General features: G+C 72.0%; 13 protein-coding genes. 4 read left to right on the top strand and 9 right to left on the bottom strand.

Annotation, left to right across the window (positions count from 1 at the left end):
• The first annotated feature begins 300 nt into the window (after nucleotides 1-300).
• A complete protein-coding gene (locus OIE47_RS35985; protein ID WP_326559012.1) occupies nucleotides 301-1,587 on the top strand; it encodes a hypothetical protein in 1,287 nt (428 codons plus the stop codon).
• Nucleotides 1,588-1,739: 152 nt separating this feature from the next.
• Here the strand turns inward: OIE47_RS35985 and OIE47_RS35990 are convergent, their stop codons facing one another.
• Genes OIE47_RS35990 through OIE47_RS36005 form a run of 4 tightly spaced genes read right to left on the bottom strand, consistent with a single transcriptional unit; the run spans nucleotide 1,740 to nucleotide 7,202 of the window.
• Nucleotides 1,740-2,567: an SWIM zinc finger family protein gene (locus OIE47_RS35990; protein WP_326559013.1), complete on the bottom strand. Its 828-nt coding sequence runs from the start codon at nucleotides 2,565-2,567 to the stop codon at nucleotides 1,740-1,742.
• A complete protein-coding gene (locus OIE47_RS35995; RefSeq protein ID WP_326559014.1) occupies nucleotides 2,564-5,383 on the bottom strand; it encodes a DEAD/DEAH box helicase in 2,820 nt (939 codons plus the stop codon). Before OIE47_RS35995 ends, OIE47_RS35990 begins: the two co-directional genes overlap by 4 nt.
• A complete protein-coding gene (locus OIE47_RS36000; RefSeq protein WP_442792025.1) occupies nucleotides 5,380-6,207 on the bottom strand; it encodes an ABC transporter permease in 828 nt (275 codons plus the stop codon). Before OIE47_RS36000 ends, OIE47_RS35995 begins: the two co-directional genes overlap by 4 nt.
• Complete coding sequence (locus OIE47_RS36005) at nucleotides 6,204-7,202, bottom strand: ATP-binding cassette domain-containing protein (RefSeq protein ID WP_326559015.1); 999 nt, start codon at nucleotides 7,200-7,202, stop codon at nucleotides 6,204-6,206. The genes OIE47_RS36000 and OIE47_RS36005 overlap by 4 nt, the downstream gene beginning before the upstream one ends.
• A gap of 95 nt (nucleotides 7,203-7,297) precedes the next feature.
• Here OIE47_RS36005 and OIE47_RS36010 point away from each other — a divergent pair, with 95 nt between their 5' ends.
• On the top strand, nucleotides 7,298-8,083 hold the full coding sequence (locus OIE47_RS36010; RefSeq protein ID WP_326559016.1) for a TetR/AcrR family transcriptional regulator: 786 nt from the start codon (nucleotides 7,298-7,300) through the stop codon (nucleotides 8,081-8,083).
• Between the two features lie 19 nt (nucleotides 8,084-8,102).
• Here OIE47_RS36010 and OIE47_RS36015 read toward each other — a convergent pair whose 3' ends face one another.
• From OIE47_RS36015 to OIE47_RS36035, 5 genes are all read right to left on the bottom strand, one after another.
• Complete coding sequence (locus OIE47_RS36015; protein WP_326559017.1) at nucleotides 8,103-8,804, bottom strand: SDR family NAD(P)-dependent oxidoreductase; 702 nt, start codon at nucleotides 8,802-8,804, stop codon at nucleotides 8,103-8,105.
• 75 nt (nucleotides 8,805-8,879) lie between these two features.
• Nucleotides 8,880-9,746, bottom strand: a complete 867-nt coding sequence (locus OIE47_RS36020) for an oxidoreductase (RefSeq protein WP_326559018.1) — start codon at nucleotides 9,744-9,746, stop codon at nucleotides 8,880-8,882.
• Between the two features lie 169 nt (nucleotides 9,747-9,915).
• A complete protein-coding gene (locus OIE47_RS36025; protein ID WP_326559019.1) occupies nucleotides 9,916-11,598 on the bottom strand; it encodes a M16 family metallopeptidase in 1,683 nt (560 codons plus the stop codon).
• Complete coding sequence (locus OIE47_RS36030) at nucleotides 11,595-12,548, bottom strand: hypothetical protein (protein ID WP_326559020.1); 954 nt, start codon at nucleotides 12,546-12,548, stop codon at nucleotides 11,595-11,597. The genes OIE47_RS36025 and OIE47_RS36030 overlap by 4 nt, the downstream gene beginning before the upstream one ends.
• 77 nt (nucleotides 12,549-12,625) lie before the next feature.
• Nucleotides 12,626-13,849: a cytochrome P450 family protein gene (locus OIE47_RS36035; RefSeq protein WP_326559021.1), complete on the bottom strand. Its 1,224-nt coding sequence runs from the start codon at nucleotides 13,847-13,849 to the stop codon at nucleotides 12,626-12,628.
• A 76-nt stretch (nucleotides 13,850-13,925) separates the two neighbouring features.
• Between OIE47_RS36035 and OIE47_RS36040 the strand changes: the two genes are divergently transcribed.
• Both OIE47_RS36040 and OIE47_RS36045 read left to right on the top strand, forming a co-directional pair.
• Entirely contained in the window at nucleotides 13,926-15,029 is a 1,104-nt protein-coding gene (locus tag OIE47_RS36040; RefSeq protein WP_326559022.1) for a TetR/AcrR family transcriptional regulator, read from the top strand.
• A gap of 311 nt (nucleotides 15,030-15,340) precedes the next feature.
• On the top strand, nucleotides 15,341-17,104 hold the full coding sequence (locus OIE47_RS36045) for an FG-GAP-like repeat-containing protein (RefSeq protein ID WP_326559023.1): 1,764 nt from the start codon (nucleotides 15,341-15,343) through the stop codon (nucleotides 17,102-17,104).
• Nucleotides 17,105-17,143 lie beyond the last annotated feature (39 nt).

Below are 17,143 nucleotides of genomic sequence, written 5' to 3' on the forward strand. Positions count from 1 at the left end.
CCGGTCGGACACCGCCCCACCTCGGTCGATGGCGGAAACGATCCGTCCGCAAGGGACGCCGGCACCCACCTCCGGACCACCGTCCACCGCCCGTACCGAGTACGGCGCCGAGAATCCCCGCCATCGGTCTCCACCGGTCCGACCAGGCCAATTTCACACTTGACCGATCGGAATTGCCCGGATCCGGTCGGATCACCGACAGAACCACGTGGATCGATCGTTGACGGCGAGCGCCAGGCGTGGTCTGATCGCGGTCGCGAAGATATCTCGCATTCTGCGAGCCAGCAGGGAGGACAACACATGTCCATGTTCCGTCGTACCGCGCTCGTGGTCGCCCTCGTCGCGACCCTGAGCTCGGTCGATGCGCTGTCGGCCACCACCACGGCCCGATCCGGCGCGGCAGCCAGACCGGTCGCGGAGGTCGCGGCCCTACCGACCGCCGCGGTGGCGCTCGGCGACAGTTTCATCAGCGGCGAGGGTGCCGGGGCGTACACCCCGGTGGTCGACGTCAACGGCGTGGCCCAGGGCTTTCCGGGCTGGTCGGCGCCGAACAACAACGCGTTCTTCTGTCATCGGTCCGCCAACGCCTCGCTCAACCAGGCGAACCTGCCCGGCATCCAGAGCCGGTTCAACCTCGCCTGCTCCGGCGGCCAGCCGTACGACATCGCCACCGCCTCGGTCAACCGGGCGAAGGGCCGTACCGTCGCCTCGCAGCTCGACCAGCTCCGCGCGGTCGCGCAGACCCACGACATCGACCTGGTCCTGATCGGACTCGGCTCGAACAACAGCTCCTTCACCTTCGGCGACGTCGCGTCGAAGTGCGCCAACCGGTTCGTCGCCGACGCCTGGACCGGCTGGTGGGAGTTCTGGGCCTACCTCGGTGGCCCGGTCGAGCAGGCCCCGTGCAGCTCCGGTGACCTGGCCACCCCGGCACAGGTCAGCGCCGCCACCGCCGAGACGACCACCGCCGTACGGCAGTTGCTCAGCACCCTCGACCAGATCGACCCCGACGGCCAGCACCGGGTCGTCTTCCAGGACTACACCAACCCGCTCCCGTTCGACCTGGAGTCCAGGTTCCACGAGGAGGACGGCCGCGACGACAGCCGGGACAAGTTCCGTGACCTCGGCGCGGAGCGGTACGCGGCCGGCTGCCCGATCCACCGCGCCAGCCTCGCCGCCGGTCACCTCTTCTCCGGCAACCTCGGCTCGCTGGTCCAGTCGGTGCACAACACGATGCGGGCCGAGTTCCCCGGCGACGACCTGGTGTACCTCAACGTCCAGCGGGCCTTCGACGGCGCCCGGCTCTGCGAGGCGGCGAACAGCCCGGCCGGTACGCTCGCCACCCCGATCCGGCTCCAGGACGGGCCGACCGGCGTCTTCCTGCAGAGCCTCTCCGGGTACGACAAGATCGCCATCCAGCGGATCGCGAACAGCTGTGTGTCGTACTTCCAGACGTGCCAGGAGTCGTGGCACCCGAACGCCGCCGGACACGCGGTCCTCGGGCAGTGCCTGACCGGGGCAGCCGCCACGGTCAACCGCACGGTGGCCTGCGTACGGTCCAGCAACGGGGCGATCAGCGTCTCCTGATCGCTTCCCACCTCTGCGACGGCACCGGCCGCCGCCTCCCGCGACTTCACGGGGGACGGCGGCCGGTGGTGTTCAGGACAGTCCGGTCAGCTCCACGGGTTGGCGGGCTGGTCGTTGATGTGGACCCAGAACCGGGTGTTGGCCGCGCGGGGTCAGCCGGCCGTACCGGAAGTCCGGCCGCCCAGCGCCCGCGCCCGGTGCGCCGCGTCGGCGACGAGCCGCCGCAGCAACCCCGGCTCCACCCCCGCCCCGGCCACCACCGCCGGCAACAGTCCGTCGGGGTCCAGCTCCGGCAGACCCGGCGGTACGGGCGGCAGCGCGGCCACCGGCAGCGCGAACGCCTCCGTCGCGGCGACCCCGACCGGCCCCGCCCCGAACCCCGGCAACGGGCTCGGTGGCTGCCGTCGCAGGTCCCCGAGCAGCTCGGCGGCGCCCCGACCGCGCAGGAGCAGCAGCACGAACGGATCCGCGTCGATCAGCCACGCCGACTGGTAACAGAGCGCCGCCGCGTGCCGGCACGGGAACTCCCAGTCCGGGCAGGAGCAGTGCGGTTGCAGGTCGCCGATTCCGGGCAGCAGCCGTACGTCGACGTCGTGTGCCGCGTCGACCAGTTCCTGCGGGACGTCCCCGTCGAGCAGGGCGGCGAGGTGACCCGCCTTCGCCGTGATCGCCCCGAGCAGCCGCTCCCACTCCGGGCCGGTGAGCCGCTCCACCTCCACCACCGTCCGGTACGAGCCGCCCGCGTCGTCGTACACGGTGGCGGCGAGCCGCCCCGGGCTGACCGTGATCGAACCGACGTGCCCCCCGTACGCGAACCGCCGCCCCTTGCGGAGCTGGATGCTGTCCAGCGCGGTCTCCTCCATCGCGGTCAGCCAGGCCCGTCCCCACCACGACCGGGCGAAGCGCGGGATCCGACGCAACCCCTTCGGGAACGCCGGAAAGCCCAGCACCTCGCCGCCGCCACTGCCGCCGTCGGTCATGCCGTCTCCCGCAGGGTCACCAGTTCGGCCAGTTCGTCGTCGGTCAACTCGGTCAGCGCCGCCGCGCCACCGGCCAGGACCGCGTCGGCCAGCCCGCGCTTGTCGGCGATGGTCCGGGCGATCAGGTCCTCCACCGTGCCCTCGGCGATCAGCCGGTGCACCTGCACCGGCCGGGTCTGCCCGATCCGGTACGCCCGGTCGGTGGCCTGGTCCTCGACCGCCGGGTTCCACCAGCGGTCGTAGTGGATCACGTGGTCGGCGCGGGTCAGGTTGAGCCCTGTCCCGGCGGCCTTCAGCGAGAGCAGGAACACCGGGACCTCGCCGGCCTGGAACCGCTCCACCAACTCCTCGCGCCGGTGGACCGGGGTGCCGCCGTGCAACAGCCGGGTGGTGATCCCGCGCCCGGTGAGGTGCCGTTCGAGCAGCCGGGCCATGGCCACGTACTGGGTGAAGACCAGGGCCGCTCCCCCACCGGCGAGGATCGTGTCGAGCAGCTCGTCGAGCAGTTCCAGCTTGCCGGACCTGCCGCGCAGCCGGGGCTCCTCCTCGGCCAGGTACTGCGCCGGATGGTTGCAGATCTGCTTCAACGCGGTCAGCAGCGCCAGCACCAGACCCCGACGGGCCATCCCGGTGCTGAGCCGGATCTGCTCCAGGGTCTCCCGGACCACCGCCTCGTAGAGCCCCGCCTGCTCCGGTGTCAGGGTCACCGGCCGGTCGGTCTCGGTCTTTGCCGGCAGCTCCGGGGCGATCCCCGGATCCGTCTTGCGCCGGCGGAGCAGGAACGGGCCGACCAGCCGGGCGAGCCGGTCGAGGTCGGCCGCGCCGTCCGGGCGCACCCATCGCTCCCGGAACGCGGGCAGCGGGCCGAGCAGCCCCGGCGTGGTCCAGTCGAGGATCGCCCACAGCTCGGTCAGGTTGTTCTCCACCGGTGTGCCGCTCAGCGCCACCCTGGCCCCGGTGTTGATGGTCCGCAACGCCTTGGCGGTGTCCGACGCCGGGTTCTTGACGTGCTGGGCCTCGTCGGCGACGACCATCCCCCAGCGCTGACCGGCCAGCCGGGCGGCGTCCAGCCGCATGGTGCCGTACGTGGTGAGGGTGAACCCGTCGGCCGGGTCCAGATCCCGACCGGTCCCGTGGAACCGGCGTACGGGCACACCGGGGGCGAACCGGCGGATCTCCCGTTCCCAGTTGCCGAGCAGCGAGGCCGGGCAGACGACCAGGGTCGGCCCGGCGGTCTCCGGATCCCGGCTGCGGTGCAGGTGCAGGGCGATCAGCGTGATGGTCTTGCCGAGTCCCATGTCGTCGGCGAGGCAGGCGCCCAGGCCGAGCGAGGTCATCCGGGTCAGCCAGCGCAGACCGCGAAGCTGGTAGTCGCGCAGGGTCGCGGCCAGTCCGGCGGGTGCGGGCAGCGGCTCGGAGCCGCCGTCGGCGTCGACGATGCGCCGCCGCAGGTCCTCCAGCCAGCCGGTCGACCCGACCCGCACCGACCGCCCGTCGATCTCGACCGTGCCGGTCAGCGCGGCGCCGAGGGCGGCGACCGGGCTCAGCGCCGGCAGAACCCGTTGCCGGGCCCGGCGTACGGTCTCCGGGTCGACCAGGACCCACCGACCGCGCAGCCGGGCGATCGGCCGGTGCGCCTCGGCGAGTTGGTCCATCTCCGCCGCGCTCAGCGGGGTCCCGCCGAGGGCCACCTGCCAGTTGAACTCCAGCAGCCGGCCGTCGCCGAACAGCCCGCCGCTGCCGGCCGGCAGGTCCCGGCCGCCACCGAGCAGCGCGGTGGTGCTCAACTCGGCGGCCAGTTCGCGGGGCCAGTGCACCGCCACCCCGGCCGCCGCCAGCCGAGCGGCGCCGCCGCCGAGCAGGTCGGTGACCTCGTCGTCGTCGAGTACGAGGGTGTCCGGCACCGCGTCGTCGAGCAGGCGCCCCAGCGGCGGGAACACCCGCCCGGCGCGGCGTACGGCCAGGCTGGTGTCGGTACGGGCACTGTCCGACCGGCCCGCCCACGATCCCGCCCCGCCCGTCGGCGTCCAGAGCGCACGGGCGTCGACCAGCGAGCCGGGGTCGCCCCGGTCGGCGACCTGGAGCACCGCCCGCAGCGGCTGGGTGCCGACGTCGTCCGGATCGGCCTCGATCCGCAGCGACAGCCGGATCCCGGTGTCCACCGCGGCGATCTCCCCGGCCCAGTCGCGCAGTTCCGCGGCGGGTTGTGGTGCGTCGGCGGCGTAGGCACCGGTGGCGTCGGGGCGCCGGGGCAGGGTGTCGGCGACCGCGTCGAGGAACCGGCGTACCAGCGTCACGGCGTCGGGGAGCCGGGGCGGGTCCTGCTCGGGCAGTGGTATCGCCCGCGCGGTGGCCGGCATCGCGGCCCCGAGTGCGGCGACCCGCTCCAGGTCGGACTCGTCGAACGGGCCGATCCGCCAGGCGTCGAACCCGTCCGGGGAGATCCCCGGCAGCAGCCGCCCCCGGCCGACCAGGTGCAGGGCCTCGTCGGCGGCGGCACCCCAGAACACCGCCGCCGGGTGCGCCGTACCGTCGTCGCGGCGGGCCCGTACGAGCAGCGGCAGGGCGTCGCGTACGGGCAGCCGGCGGGCCTCGACCGTACGGGTGGTGACCGCCGTCGGGTCGGCCGGATCCGGGGTGAGCACGGTGAGCTTGCCCGGCTCGCCCACCGGCTCCGGTGCACCCTCGGCGGTCCAGAAGGCCACCGTCCCGGCGCGGGGCGGGTCGGCCGGTTCGAACAGGACGGCGCACCGGGTCAGCTCGACCCGGGGCCCCTCCCCGGTGGGATCGCCCGCCGCGACCAGCCCGCCGGTCACGCGCCCAGCCTGCGGTAACGGCGTACGGCGAGGGGGAAGAAGACCACGATCAGCAGGGTAGGCCAGAGCACCGCCATCAGCAGGGCGTGCTGGGCGATCCAGGAGTCACCACCCCACCCGGGGTTGCCGAACAGCTCCCGGGTCGCGGCGACGGTCGAGGAGAGCGGGTTCCACTCGGCGATCGCACCGAGCCAGCCCGGCATGGTCTGCGGCGCGGCGAAGGTGTTGGACAGGAAGCCCAGTGGCCACACCAGGATCTGTACGGCAACCAGCGCCTCCGGGCCCTTGGCCAGCAGGCCGAGCCAGATGCCGACCCAGAGCAGCGCGAAGCGCAGCAGCAGGAGCAGTCCGATGGCGGCGGCGGCGCGTACCGGGCCCTGGTGCCAGGACCAGCCGACGGCGAGCCCGCAGCCGATCATCAGGGCCAGGCCGACGACCGAGTTGAGCAGGTCGGCGGTGCCGCGACCGACCACCACCGCCGACGGTGCCATCGGCATCGACCGGAACCGGTCGGTGACGCCCCTGGCGGCGTCGGTGGCGACCGCGGCGAACGTCGTCTCCAGCCCGAAGACCATGGTCAGGGCGAACATTCCGGGCAGCAGGAACTCCCGGTAGTCGCCGCCGCCCGGCACGGTCATGCCGCCACCGAGCAGGTAGCCGAACATGAGCACGGTCAGCACCGGGAAGAGCAACGCGATGACGATCTGCCATGGCTGCCGGGCCCAGTGGGAGAGGTCCCGGTGGGTGATCGTCCAGCCGTCGGCGACGGCCCAGCGCAGCCGGCCGAGCACCGACCGGGCCGGGGGCGGGGCGAGGGTCGTCACGCGGTCACCTTCTTTTCGTCGGAGGCGGCGGTGCCACTGTCGGCGGTGGTGGCCGGGCGCCCGGTCAGGTGCAGGAAAACCTCGTCGAGGGTGGGGCGGCGCAGCGCGATGTCCTCGGCGTCGACCCCGGCGGCGTCGAGTCCCCGGACGACGGCGGTGAGCGCGGGGACCCGGTCGGCGACGGGTGCGCTGATCCGCCGGGTGTCCGGGTCGACCTTGGGCTCGGCGCCGGTGATCCCGGCGATCACCGAGGCGGCCACGGGCAGTTGGGCGCCGTCGGTGACCACCACGTCGATCCGGTCCCCGCCGAGCCGCGACTTGAGCTGGTCGGTGCTGCCCTCGGCGATGCTCCGGCCGTGGTCGACCACCGAGATCCGGTCGGCGAGCTGGTCGGCCTCGTCCAGGTACTGGGTGGTGAGCAGGACCGTGGTGCCGCCCGCGACCAGGCTCCGGACGGCGTCCCAGACCTCGGCCCGGCTGCGCGGGTCGAGCCCGGTGGTCGGTTCGTCGAGGAAGAGCACCGGTGGGGCGAGGATCAGGCTCGCGGCGAGGTCGAGCCGCCGGCGCATGCCGCCGGAGTAGCGGCCGACGGGTTTGTCGCCGGTGTCGGCGAGACCGAACCGGGCGAGCAGTTCGTCGGCCCGGCGCCGGGCGGTGGCGGCGGGCAGGTGGTAGAGCCGGCCGAACATGACCAGGTTCTGCCGGCCGCCGAGGATCTCGTCCACCGCGGCGTGCTGGCCGACCAACCCGATCTGGGTGCGTACCGCGACCGGGTCGCGTACGACGTCGTAGCCGGCGACCAGGGCCCGGCCGGCGTCGGGTCGCAGCAGTGTGGTGAGGATGCGTACGGCGGTGGTCTTGCCGGCGCCGTTCGGCCCGAGCAGGCCGTGCACCGTGCCGGGTTGTACGGAGAGGTCGAATCCGTCGAGTGCGGGGCGCCCACCGTAGCGCTTGACCAGACCCTCGACCTGTACGGCTGCCGCTGCCACTGCCATCCGGACCCCTTAAGATCGTACGGTGTACGGAGCAGACCGTACACCGTACGGTTGGCGAGTGCCAACCCGAATCGCGAGCGTCCCCGGGAGCGGCCATGACCACCGAGTACACCGGCAGCGGAGACCCGGCCCGGAGCATGGCCCTGCTCTGGCGCGGACCGGAGAAGCCGGCGCCCCGCTCCGGGCTGACCGTCGACCGGATCGTCGACACGGCGATCGAACTGGCCGACGCCGAGGGCCTCGCCGCCCTGTCCATGCGCAAGCTCGCCGAACGGCTCGGCGTCGGGGTGATGTCGCTCTACACGTACGTGCCGAGCAAGGCCGAACTGGTCGACGTCATGCTCGACGCGGTGCTGGGGCGGATGGACCGGCCGGACGAGGGTGACCTGGACTGGCGGACCCGGCTCGAACACATCGCCAGGGAGAACCTGACCACCTACCAGCGACATCCGTGGATGCTCGAGGTCGCCGTCCAGCGACCCCCGATGGGCCCGCACCTGATCGCCAAGTACGACTACGAGCTGCGGGCGCTGTCCGGCATCGGGCTGACCGAGGTGGAGATGGACTCGGTGCTCACCCTGCTGCTCGGGTACGTCGCCGGGGCGGCCCGGGGCACGGTGGATGCGGTCCAGGTCGAACGCCGGACGGGGATGACCGACGAACAGTGGTGGGCCGCCCAGGCCCCGCTGCTGGAGCAGGTCCTCGACCCGGACAGCTACCCGGTCGCGAGCGCGGTCGGCAGCGCGGCGGGCGAGGCGAACCAGGGCGCGTACGACCCGAACGGGGCCTTCGAGTTCGGCCTGGAGCGGGTGCTCGACGGGATCGAGGTCTTCGTCCGACGTACGGACCACTCCGCCGACCGAGGCCAGCCGGCGGAGTGAGGTCCGGGAACAGGTGGTCCTACCAGGGCAGGTCTCCGTGGCGATCGGAGAAGGTCCCGGTGGGTCCGTCCGGGCCGATGGTCGCCAGCCGCACGATCGCGTCGGTGCCCTCCTCGACCGTCTGGAGTCCGTGCCCGGTCATCCCGTGCAGGTCGGTGGTGCTGAAGCCGGGTTCGACGGCGTTGATCCGGATGTCCGGCAGGCCCTTGGCGTACTGCACGGTCAGCATGTTCACCGCCGCCTTGGCCGAGGCGTAGATGGGGAGCGCGTACGCGTGCTCGCCCCGTTCGGGGTCGTGCACCATGCCGAACGAGCCGAGCCCGCTGCTGACGTTGACGATCACCGGTCTGTCGGAGGCGTGCAGCAGCGGTAGGAACGCGTGCGTGACGCGTACGAGGCCGATGACGTTGACCTCGAAGACCCGCTCCGTCCGGGCTGCGGTGGCGTCGTCGGGCTTCACCATGCCTTCGAAGACCCCGGCGTTGTTCACCAGGACGTCGAGCCGGCTCTCCCGGCGGCTCAGCTCCGCCGCCGCGACGGTGACGGAGGCGGCGTCGGTGACGTCGAGTTGGAGGAACCGTGCGCCGAGTTCGTCCGCCGCCATCCGGCCGCGCAGCGGGTCGCGGGAGCCGATGTAGACGGTGTGTCCGAGGGCGACGAGGCGGCGGGCGGTCTCCCGACCGAGGCCCTTGTTACCGCCGGTAACGAGCGTGATGGTCATGGATCGTCTTCCTTCACGAGGTGGTGCCCGGCGCCGTCGGTGGGTCCACCGCGCCGGTGAGGGGTGCCGGTGCGGCTACCGGCCGATGGTGTCGAGTTCCGCGACCGCGTCGGCCGACAGCTCCAGGTCGGCCGCGGCGATGTTCTCCCGCAGGTGGGCCAGGGACGAGGTGCCGGGAATGAGGACCATCGCGGGTGACCGCTGGAGCAGCCACGCGAGCGCGACCTGCTGCTCGGAGGCTCCCAGCCGGGCGGCGACGTCGACGAGCGTGTCGTGCTGCAACGGGGTGAAGCCGCCGAGCGGGAAGAACGAGGCGAAGGCGATGTTCTCGGCGGCGCACCGGTCGAGCAGGTCGTCATCCTGGCGCCTGGCCACGTTGTAGAGGTTCTGCACGGTGACCACCGGCGCGATCGCCTGCGCCTCGGTGAGCTGGCCCGGGGTGACGCCGCTGAGCCCGAGGTGACGGATCAACCCTTCCTGGCGCAGCTCGGCCAGGGCGCCGAACTGCTCGGCGAGGGGTTCGTCGGCGGTGTCCTCGGCCGTGCCCACCCGCAGGTTGACCACGTCGAGGACGTCCAGGCCGAGGTGCTGGAGGTTCTCCCGTACCTGGGCCTTGAGGTCCTCGGGGTCCAGCGACGGGATCCAGGAGCCGTCCGCACCCCGGCGGGAACCGACCTTGGTGACGATCCGCAGGTCGGCCGGGTACGGGTGGAGGGCTTCCCGGATGATTTCGTTGACGACCACCGGACCGTAGAAGTCGGCGGTGTCGATGTGGGTGACCCCGAGTTCCACCGCCTCGCGCAGTACGGCGATCGCCTGGTCGCGGTCCTTCGGGGGGCCGAAGACGTGGGGTCCGGCCAGTTGCATGGCCCCGTAACCCATCCGGCTGACGGTGAAGCCGTCGATGCCGGTGAAGACGCCTCCGGTAGCAGTGCGGGTCATGTCGCCTCTTTCACGTCGAAAAGTACATTCAGGCTATCGACCCCAATAGCGGCCAGCTCGGTGTCCGCGCTACTGGGGTCGGCCCGTGTGCTCTTCGACTGTGCGCCCTCGCGGACGCGGGTGACTGAGTCCCGGTTTTCCTGGGAGTGGCAGGGCCACCCAAACCCGTCTAGTCCTGCCGTCCCTGCCACTTCGCGAGGAAGATGCGACCGAGGTAGCCGGTGATGATCCAGGCGCCGATCGCCGGGAGCAGCCGGAACTCCATCGCCCCGACGATCATCGCGATCGTGACCCCCAGCGCCACCGCCCCGACCACCAGGGTGACCAGGCCGAGGGCACCGGCCTGGAGCCGGTTGGCGGTGACCCGCCCGCCGGACGCCGCCGCGCCGGTTGAGGGCGCCGCCGTTCCCGGTCGGGGGATCTGCTCCGCGTCACGGGCGGGCAGGTCGACCCGCAGCTCTGCCGGCACCCGCTCGTCGATGTTCAGCGCCTCCGCGCCCCGGTACAGGGTGGGCTCGATCCGGACCGCGATCGCGTCGGTGCCGATGAGCTGACGCCCGCCGTCCGGCCAGGCCAGCAGGATCGCGCACTCGTCGAACCGTACGGTGTCCGGCTCGCCCTCCTTCGGTACCAGGCTGACCCCCGACTCCCCCACCACGAGCCGCGACGACACGTTGCCCAACCCCTGGTACGTCGTGCCGCGTACCGCCTCCTCGGAGCCGGTCGGCGCGGCGGTGAAGCCGGCCCAGTCGGCGGTACGCCCGTGCGGTGTCATCAGCAGCGCCGAGCCGAGCGCGACCCCGGTCACCTCGTGCACCTGCTCGACCGTCACCGCCTTCAGCTCCCGCACCAACTCGTCGCCGGAATGCAACGGGTGGCCGGTGAGCAGGTTGAACGCGGCTCCGGGCAGACGTGCGGCGTCGGCCTCGCCGGTGGCGAGCGACTCGGTGGACTTGCCGACCACGGCGGTCACGTCCGCCTCGTCGATCCGCCCCACCCGCAGCTTCGCCAGGACGTCCACGAACCCGCCGAGCACCGCGTCCTGCTTCTCCGGCAGCGCGTCGGCGATCGCGGTGATGACGGCGAACCCGTCGCCGCGCGGGTCGTAGTTCGCCGCCGCCGTGTAGGACAGCCCGCTGCGCTGGCGCAGGCTGCGGAACAGTTCCCGTTCGAGTACGCCGGTGAACACGGTGGCGGCGGCGGTCCTCGGCACCACCGCGTCCCACGCGGTCGCCCGCGACGAACCGTGGAAGAAGGCCGGGGTGACCGGCAACGCCGAGGACGCCACCGGTACGGTCTGCCGCTGTCCCGACGGCAGGTCGAGCGTCAGGCCCGGCGGCACGTCGTCGCCGGCGATCCAGAGCACCGCGTTCTCCCGGGTGAAGTACCGGGCCACCCAGTCCCGCAGGTCGTCGGCGGTCAGCCCGGACAGCCCCCACTCGGGATAGCTGAGCAGGCCGTAGTCGCGGGCGCCGTGCCGCCACAGCGACATCTGGTCGGTCGCCGAACCGTTCCGGCTGCTCCACTCCGTACGCAGGATGGTCTTCTCGGTCTCCAGCCGGTCGGTGGCGAGGTCCCGCAGGGACCGGCAGACCCCGACCAGGAAGGCGGTGATGTCGGCGGCCGACCCCTGCATGTGGAAGTACGTGATGACGCTGCCGGTGGCCCCGTTGTAGTGGTAGTCCGCGGTGCCGACCGGGAAGAGCACCAGGTGTTCCAGCAGGTGGGTGATGCCCCGACGGGCGAGCGTCTCGTCGGCCTGCCCGACCCGGAACATCAGCCCCGCGTGCATCGGACCGGTGGTTCCGGCGAGCAGGGTCGGTACGCCGTCGACCTCGGTCTGGCGGATCATCGCGCGCCACCCTTCTTCATCGCCCGGTCACGGAACTGGGTGAACAGGTCCACCGGGCTACCGAGGTAGACCCACGGTGTTTCGCTGGCCAGCGGTCCGAGCCCGGTGAAGATCCGGGCGGCCGGAACGTAGTCGTCCATCATCGTGAGCATGAAGGCGAAGGTGTTCTCCACCGCGACCCAGCCGACCGTCCTTCGGTACGCCGGATGCAGGATCGACCGGGCGGCCGCCTCCTGCACCTGCTCGCGTACCTCGGGCTTGCGGAAGTAGCGGGCCCGTTCGTCGCCCTTCAGCTCCAGCAGCGCGTGTTCGATGTGCGCCTCCAGGACGAGGACCGCGTTCGGTGCCCCTTCGGGCGCGGCGAGCATCTCCGTACGGGCGAAGCCGTGCATCTCCTCCAGCGTTCCGCTCCACTTCGGAGCGAGCTGTTGCAGGAGTTGGGACTGCGCGGGCAGGTGGTGCGGGTCGTGTTCGGCGAGCCGGTCGTACCGGCGGCGGGCTTCCGACTTGCCCAGTTCCAGTCCTCGGGCGGTGATCAGGCGCTGGGTCCAGATCGCCGCGTCGCTCGGGTCGTACGCGGCGGCGTCGATGAGTACCTGTTCGGCTTCGCGGAGGATCTCGTGGAAGCGGATGAACTGGAGCCGGCTGACGTTCTGTGCGCGTGCCCCGGTACGTACCTTCCAGGCCTGCTCGATCAGCCGGGAGCCCAGCAGTCCGGCGGCGAGGGTGTCGGACGGATCGGCGCCGAGCCGCTCCCGGGACAGTTGGTCGGCCGCCTCGGACTCTCCGGCGAAACGGATCAGCCGGGTACGTCCGGCCGTTTCCTGGTCGGCGAGGATCGCGGTCACACCGTCCCAGTCCCGGCTTTGCAGGGCGGTACGGAGGCGGGGCAGTTCGGGGTAGGCGGCGGCCGGATCCGCGGTGACGGCCAGGGGTGGGGCGGCGGGCATGGCGAAGATCATAAGCAGTACCGCCCCGATCCGGTGGCCCCGGGCATGACGCCCGGAGCGCGTCCCGGATCCGCGGTTCAGAGGGTCACGGGCAGGGCCGCGAGGCGCCAGGTGCCCGGATCGGGCAGCCGGCCGGACCCGGTAGGTGTGTCGGCGAGCGCGAGGTCCGGAAAGCGGTCCAGCAGCCGGGTGAGCGCGACCTCGGTCTGGGTCCGGGCCAGCGCCGCCCCGAGACAGAAGTGCGGCCCGTGGGCGTAGCCGAGGTGGGCCGACGCCTCGGTGGGACGACCGAGGTCGAGTGTTTCCGGGTCGGTGAAGGCGCGCGGGTCGCGGTTGGCGGCGGCGATCACGGCGGTGACCGGTTCACCCTTGCCGACCAGCACACCGGCGATCTCGACGTCCTCGCGGGCGTACCGGGGAATGGTTATCAACTGCGGCCCGGACCAGCGGGTCAGTTCCTCCACCGCGCGCGGCATCAGATCGGGTTCCCGGCGCAGCACCGCGAGTTGCTCGGAGTGGGTGAGCAGCGTCTGCACCGCGTTGGCGACGAGGTTGGTCGGGGTCTGGCCGGCGAGGACGAGGTGCCAGACCAGGGTGACGAGTTCGGTTTCGCCGAGCCGGTCGCCGTCGGTGTCCCGGACCTGGACGAGTTCGGAGATCAGGTCGTCGGCGGGCTCGGCCCGGCGCAGCGCGACCGCGGCTTGGGCACCGGCCATGATGTGCGGGATCGCGTCGGCGAACGCCTGCCCCCAGCCGGTGGCGACGGCGGCACCCCACTCCCGCCACTGTGGACGTTCGGTCTCCGGGATGCCGACCAGTTCGCAGATGACGTCCATCGGCAGCGGCCGGGCGAAGTGCAGGATCAGGTCCACCGGCCTGCCCCCGGCCCGTGCCGCGTGCTCGGCCAGGTTGTCGAGGAGCCGGTCGACGATCGGCTCGATCCGGGGCCGGAACCCGGCCGCGCGCCGCGCGGTGAACGCGGGCGACACCAGCCGGCGCAGCCGCAGGTGCTCCGGGCCGTCCATCTCCTGCATGGTCCGCATATAGGCCAGGCAGTGCTCGGGTACGTCGGGACGGGTGTAACTGTCGGCGGTCAGCTCGAACCTCGGGTCGGCGAGCATCGCCCTGGCCTCCTCGTGCCGGGTCAACGCCCAGACGGGTCCGAATCCGGGTGCCTGGATCCGCGCCAGCGGTGACCGTTCGCGCACTTCGCCGTACGCGGCGAACGGGTCGTGCAACACCTCGGCGTCGGTCAGGTCGATCTCCGGTACGCCGGGGCCCTCTTGTCCGGTACGGGTCACCACAACTCCCAATCTCAGATGTTCGCTTCATATGTTCACACCATCTGAGTGGTGACGGTATCTTGAGTCGGTACGGATGGCAACGCCGCGATGTGGGGGAACGATGGGCCGGCTCACCAGGGCGGAAATGCAGGAGCGCAACCGCGCGAAGGTGCTCACCGCCGCCCGGGACGAGTTCGTCGAGCGCGGCTTCCGGGACGCGAAGATCGACAACATCGCCGAGCGCGCCGAACTCACCCGGGGCGCGGTCTACTCCAACTTCCCCGGCAAGCGGGCGCTGTACTTCGCCGTCCTGGCCGCCGACGCCGAGCGGGTGTCGGAGCCGGTGTACCGGAGCCAGGGCAGCACACCGCGTACGGCACTGGGCGAGTTCGCCCGCGCCTGGCTCACCCGACTGCCGCTCGCCACCGACTCCTCCGGCGCCGCCCGACTCGGTACGGACCTGCTCCCCGAGATCCTCGCCGACGAACGGACCCGACTGCCGTACACGCAGTTGGTGCACCTCGACGCGATCCTGCTCGGGCTCGCCCTCGAACGGCTGCACCGCGCCGGCACACCTGCCCCCCGCCGGGTACGGGTGGCCGAGACCACGCTCACCACCCTGCACGGTGCGAGCCAGCTCGCCGCCGCCGCGCCCGGCTTCGTGGAGCCGTTCACCGTGGTCAGCGCCTGCGAGCAGTTCGCCGACCTCGCCCCGGACGACACCTGGGACGCCCCGCACCTGACCCAGGTACCGCCGCCCCGCACGGTCGACGAGCCGTGGGCCCCGCCCGTCGCGGTCGACGCCCTGCGCGACGCACCCGCGCGGTTGACCGGCGACGGGGTGGTGGCGGTCCTCGGCCTGCACCGGATCTCCGCCATCGAGGAGGCCGTACGCGCTGCACCGCCCGACGCCGAGGTCACGGCGGTCCTGGTCAGCGGCACCCCCGACGAGTTGATGGCACTGGCCCGACTGACGGTCGCCGAGTTCCGCGCCTGCCTGAGCCAGTCCTTCCCCTCGTCGAGCTGGCCACGGCTGCAGGTCGTACACGACCAGGACGGCACCCTCGCGGCAGCGGCCGGCGTACCCGCGGTCAGCGACGCCACCGAGACCGCCGTCGCCGTCCACGCCGGCCGGATCGTCGCCCGCGCGGAGGGCTGGGGCGCCTGCCACGCCGCCGCGTCGAGCCGCCGGCGGTAGGCACGGCCCGCTACCAGTTGATGCCCCGCCGTCACGGGCGGCGGTGGTCACGCCGACGGTGACACCGGGCGGCAGCCTGCGGTAGACGGATCGGCGTGGTCGATCTGCCGCCGGTGAATCTGCCGGTTCTGCCGCCCACGCTCCAGGTGCCATGGTCAGGGCGCGGCGAGGGCTGCCGCCCGGAGTAGTCGCGGGTGAGCCCCGTACAGCAGTGGTTTTCCTAGGCTTCGGCCACACCGGATCGACCGGTGCCGAACACGGGAGCAAGCATGCTGAGACTGCACCGCAGGGGGCGAGGACGGGTGTCCTCCATGATGGCCGGACTGACACTGTCGCTGCTGATCCCGGTGGGGGTGGTGGCGATCACGGGACAGCCCGCCCACGCCGCTCCGATCACCCGGGTCGGCGACTGGAACGGCGACGGCAGGACGGACGCGGGGACGTTCCGCCCGGCCAACGGCTACTGGTCCGTCGCGTACACCGGTGGAAGCAGGGTCAACCCGCTGCGGTCCGGCTGGGGCATCTACGGCGACGAGGTCGTCAACGGCGACTACGACGGCGACGGCCGGGCGGACGCGATGGTCTTCCGACCCAGGGACGGTAGCTGGTCGGTGGCATTCACCGGTGGCACCACCACCGCCGTACTCAAGGTCGGCTGGGGCATCCGGGGCGACATCCCCGTTCCCGGCGACTACAACGGCGACGGGCGCTCGGACATGATGGTGTTCCGCCGTACCGACGGCAGTTGGTCCGTGGCGTACGCGGGGGGCGGCACGGCGGTACTGCGCAACGGCTGGGGCATGGCGGGTGACATCCCCGTGTCGGGCGACTACAACGGTGACGGGCGGGCCGACATGGCCGTCTGGCGTCCCCGCGACGGAAGCTGGTCGGTGGCCTACAGTTCCGGTGGCAGCGCGGTCATCACGCCCGCCTGGGGGTCACTGGGTGACATCCCGGTCCCCGGCGACTTCAACGGCGACGGCAAGAGCGACGCCATGTTCTTCCGCCCCTCGACCGGAAGCTGGTACGTCTGGTACACCAGCGGCGGATACTCCTTCCCGCTCAAGGCCGGCTGGGGCATCGCCGGTGACCAGCCCGTTCCGGGCGACTTCGACGGTGACGGACGCACCGACATGGCGGTCATGCGCCCCTCGGACGGTAGCTGGTCCGTCGCCTACAACCGGCCCGGCGGCGGCACCGCCGTACTCCAGCAGGGCTGGGGCGTCTCCGGTGACGTGGCCCTACCGGCCGCGACCATCGCGGGAGTGCCCGCCCGCACCTACGGCGCCGACAAGACGGTCCTGTTCGTCCACGGCTATGACCTGCAGGGCTACCACGACTGCCTGGACTACTGGGGTGCGGCGATCAACGCCTACCGGGCCCGGGGCTGGGCCAGCCAGTATCTCCAGACGGTCGGCTACTACGGCGGGGACACCCGGTGCGACCGGGCAACCGGCACCGCGGCCGGGCGGAACACGCACATCGACGACATCGGCCGGGACTTCGCTTGGATGATCTACAACAACTTCTCCCGCTACGGCCGCCCGGTCGACGTGGTGGCGCACTCGATGGGTGGCCTCATCACCCGGGTGGCGATCGCCGGCATCGGGCGCGGTGACTTCCCGCCCTACCTGTTCGTCGAGGATGTCAGCACCCTGGCCACCCCGCACGGCGGCGCGTTCGACGGCATGCCGTGTATCGACAACCAGTGCGGCGACATGGACCCGGACTCGCCGTTCTACGCCAACTGGATCCGGCCCTACCCGAACCCGCAGGCGACCGGCGCGACGGACTGGACCGCGATCGGTTCGCGCGACGACGTCCTGGTGCTCGGTGACAGCGCGATGGACCTGGGCTCGTCCTGGCACCTGGGGCACAAGACCCTTTACCTGGCCGGCCAGGGAGTGACCCACAGCGCGATCACGGATCTCAGCACCGGCGGCTACGCCGCGGTGTCCTGTGACTGGACCGCCAGCTGCAACATGTCCAACTACTCGGGCTGGACGATGAGCTACAGCAAGCCGGCTCCGGTGCAGGTCGCGGCGTCGGGCAGCTTGGACCCGAGCACCGCATAGGCATTTCACCCGGGGGTACGGGGGTGCGCGGGCCGTGGC

This window comes from Micromonospora sp. NBC_01796 (assembly GCF_035917455.1).
In the GTDB taxonomy this organism is placed as follows: Bacteria; Actinomycetota; Actinomycetes; order Mycobacteriales; family Micromonosporaceae; genus Micromonospora_G.

Coding starts and splice junctions, on each gene's coding strand:
- OIE47_RS35985 (WP_326559012.1), top strand. CDS start 301: ATGTCCATGTTCCGTCGTACCGCGCTCGTGGTCGCCCTCGTCGCGACC.
- OIE47_RS36015 (WP_326559017.1), bottom strand. CDS start 8,804: ATGACCATCACGCTCGTTACCGGCGGTAACAAGGGCCTCGGTCGGGAG.
- OIE47_RS36040 (WP_326559022.1), top strand. CDS start 13,926: ATGGCAACGCCGCGATGTGGGGGAACGATGGGCCGGCTCACCAGGGCG.
- OIE47_RS35990 (WP_326559013.1), bottom strand. CDS start 2,567: ATGACCGACGGCGGCAGTGGCGGCGGCGAGGTGCTGGGCTTTCCGGCG.
- OIE47_RS36030 (WP_326559020.1), bottom strand. CDS start 12,548: ATGCCCGCCGCCCCACCCCTGGCCGTCACCGCGGATCCGGCCGCCGCC.
- OIE47_RS36010 (WP_326559016.1), top strand. CDS start 7,298: ATGACCACCGAGTACACCGGCAGCGGAGACCCGGCCCGGAGCATGGCC.
- OIE47_RS36045 (WP_326559023.1), top strand. CDS start 15,341: ATGATGGCCGGACTGACACTGTCGCTGCTGATCCCGGTGGGGGTGGTG.
- OIE47_RS36025 (WP_326559019.1), bottom strand. CDS start 11,598: ATGATCCGCCAGACCGAGGTCGACGGCGTACCGACCCTGCTCGCCGGA.
- OIE47_RS36005 (WP_326559015.1), bottom strand. CDS start 7,202: ATGGCAGTGGCAGCGGCAGCCGTACAGGTCGAGGGTCTGGTCAAGCGC.
- OIE47_RS36020 (WP_326559018.1), bottom strand. CDS start 9,746: ATGACCCGCACTGCTACCGGAGGCGTCTTCACCGGCATCGACGGCTTC.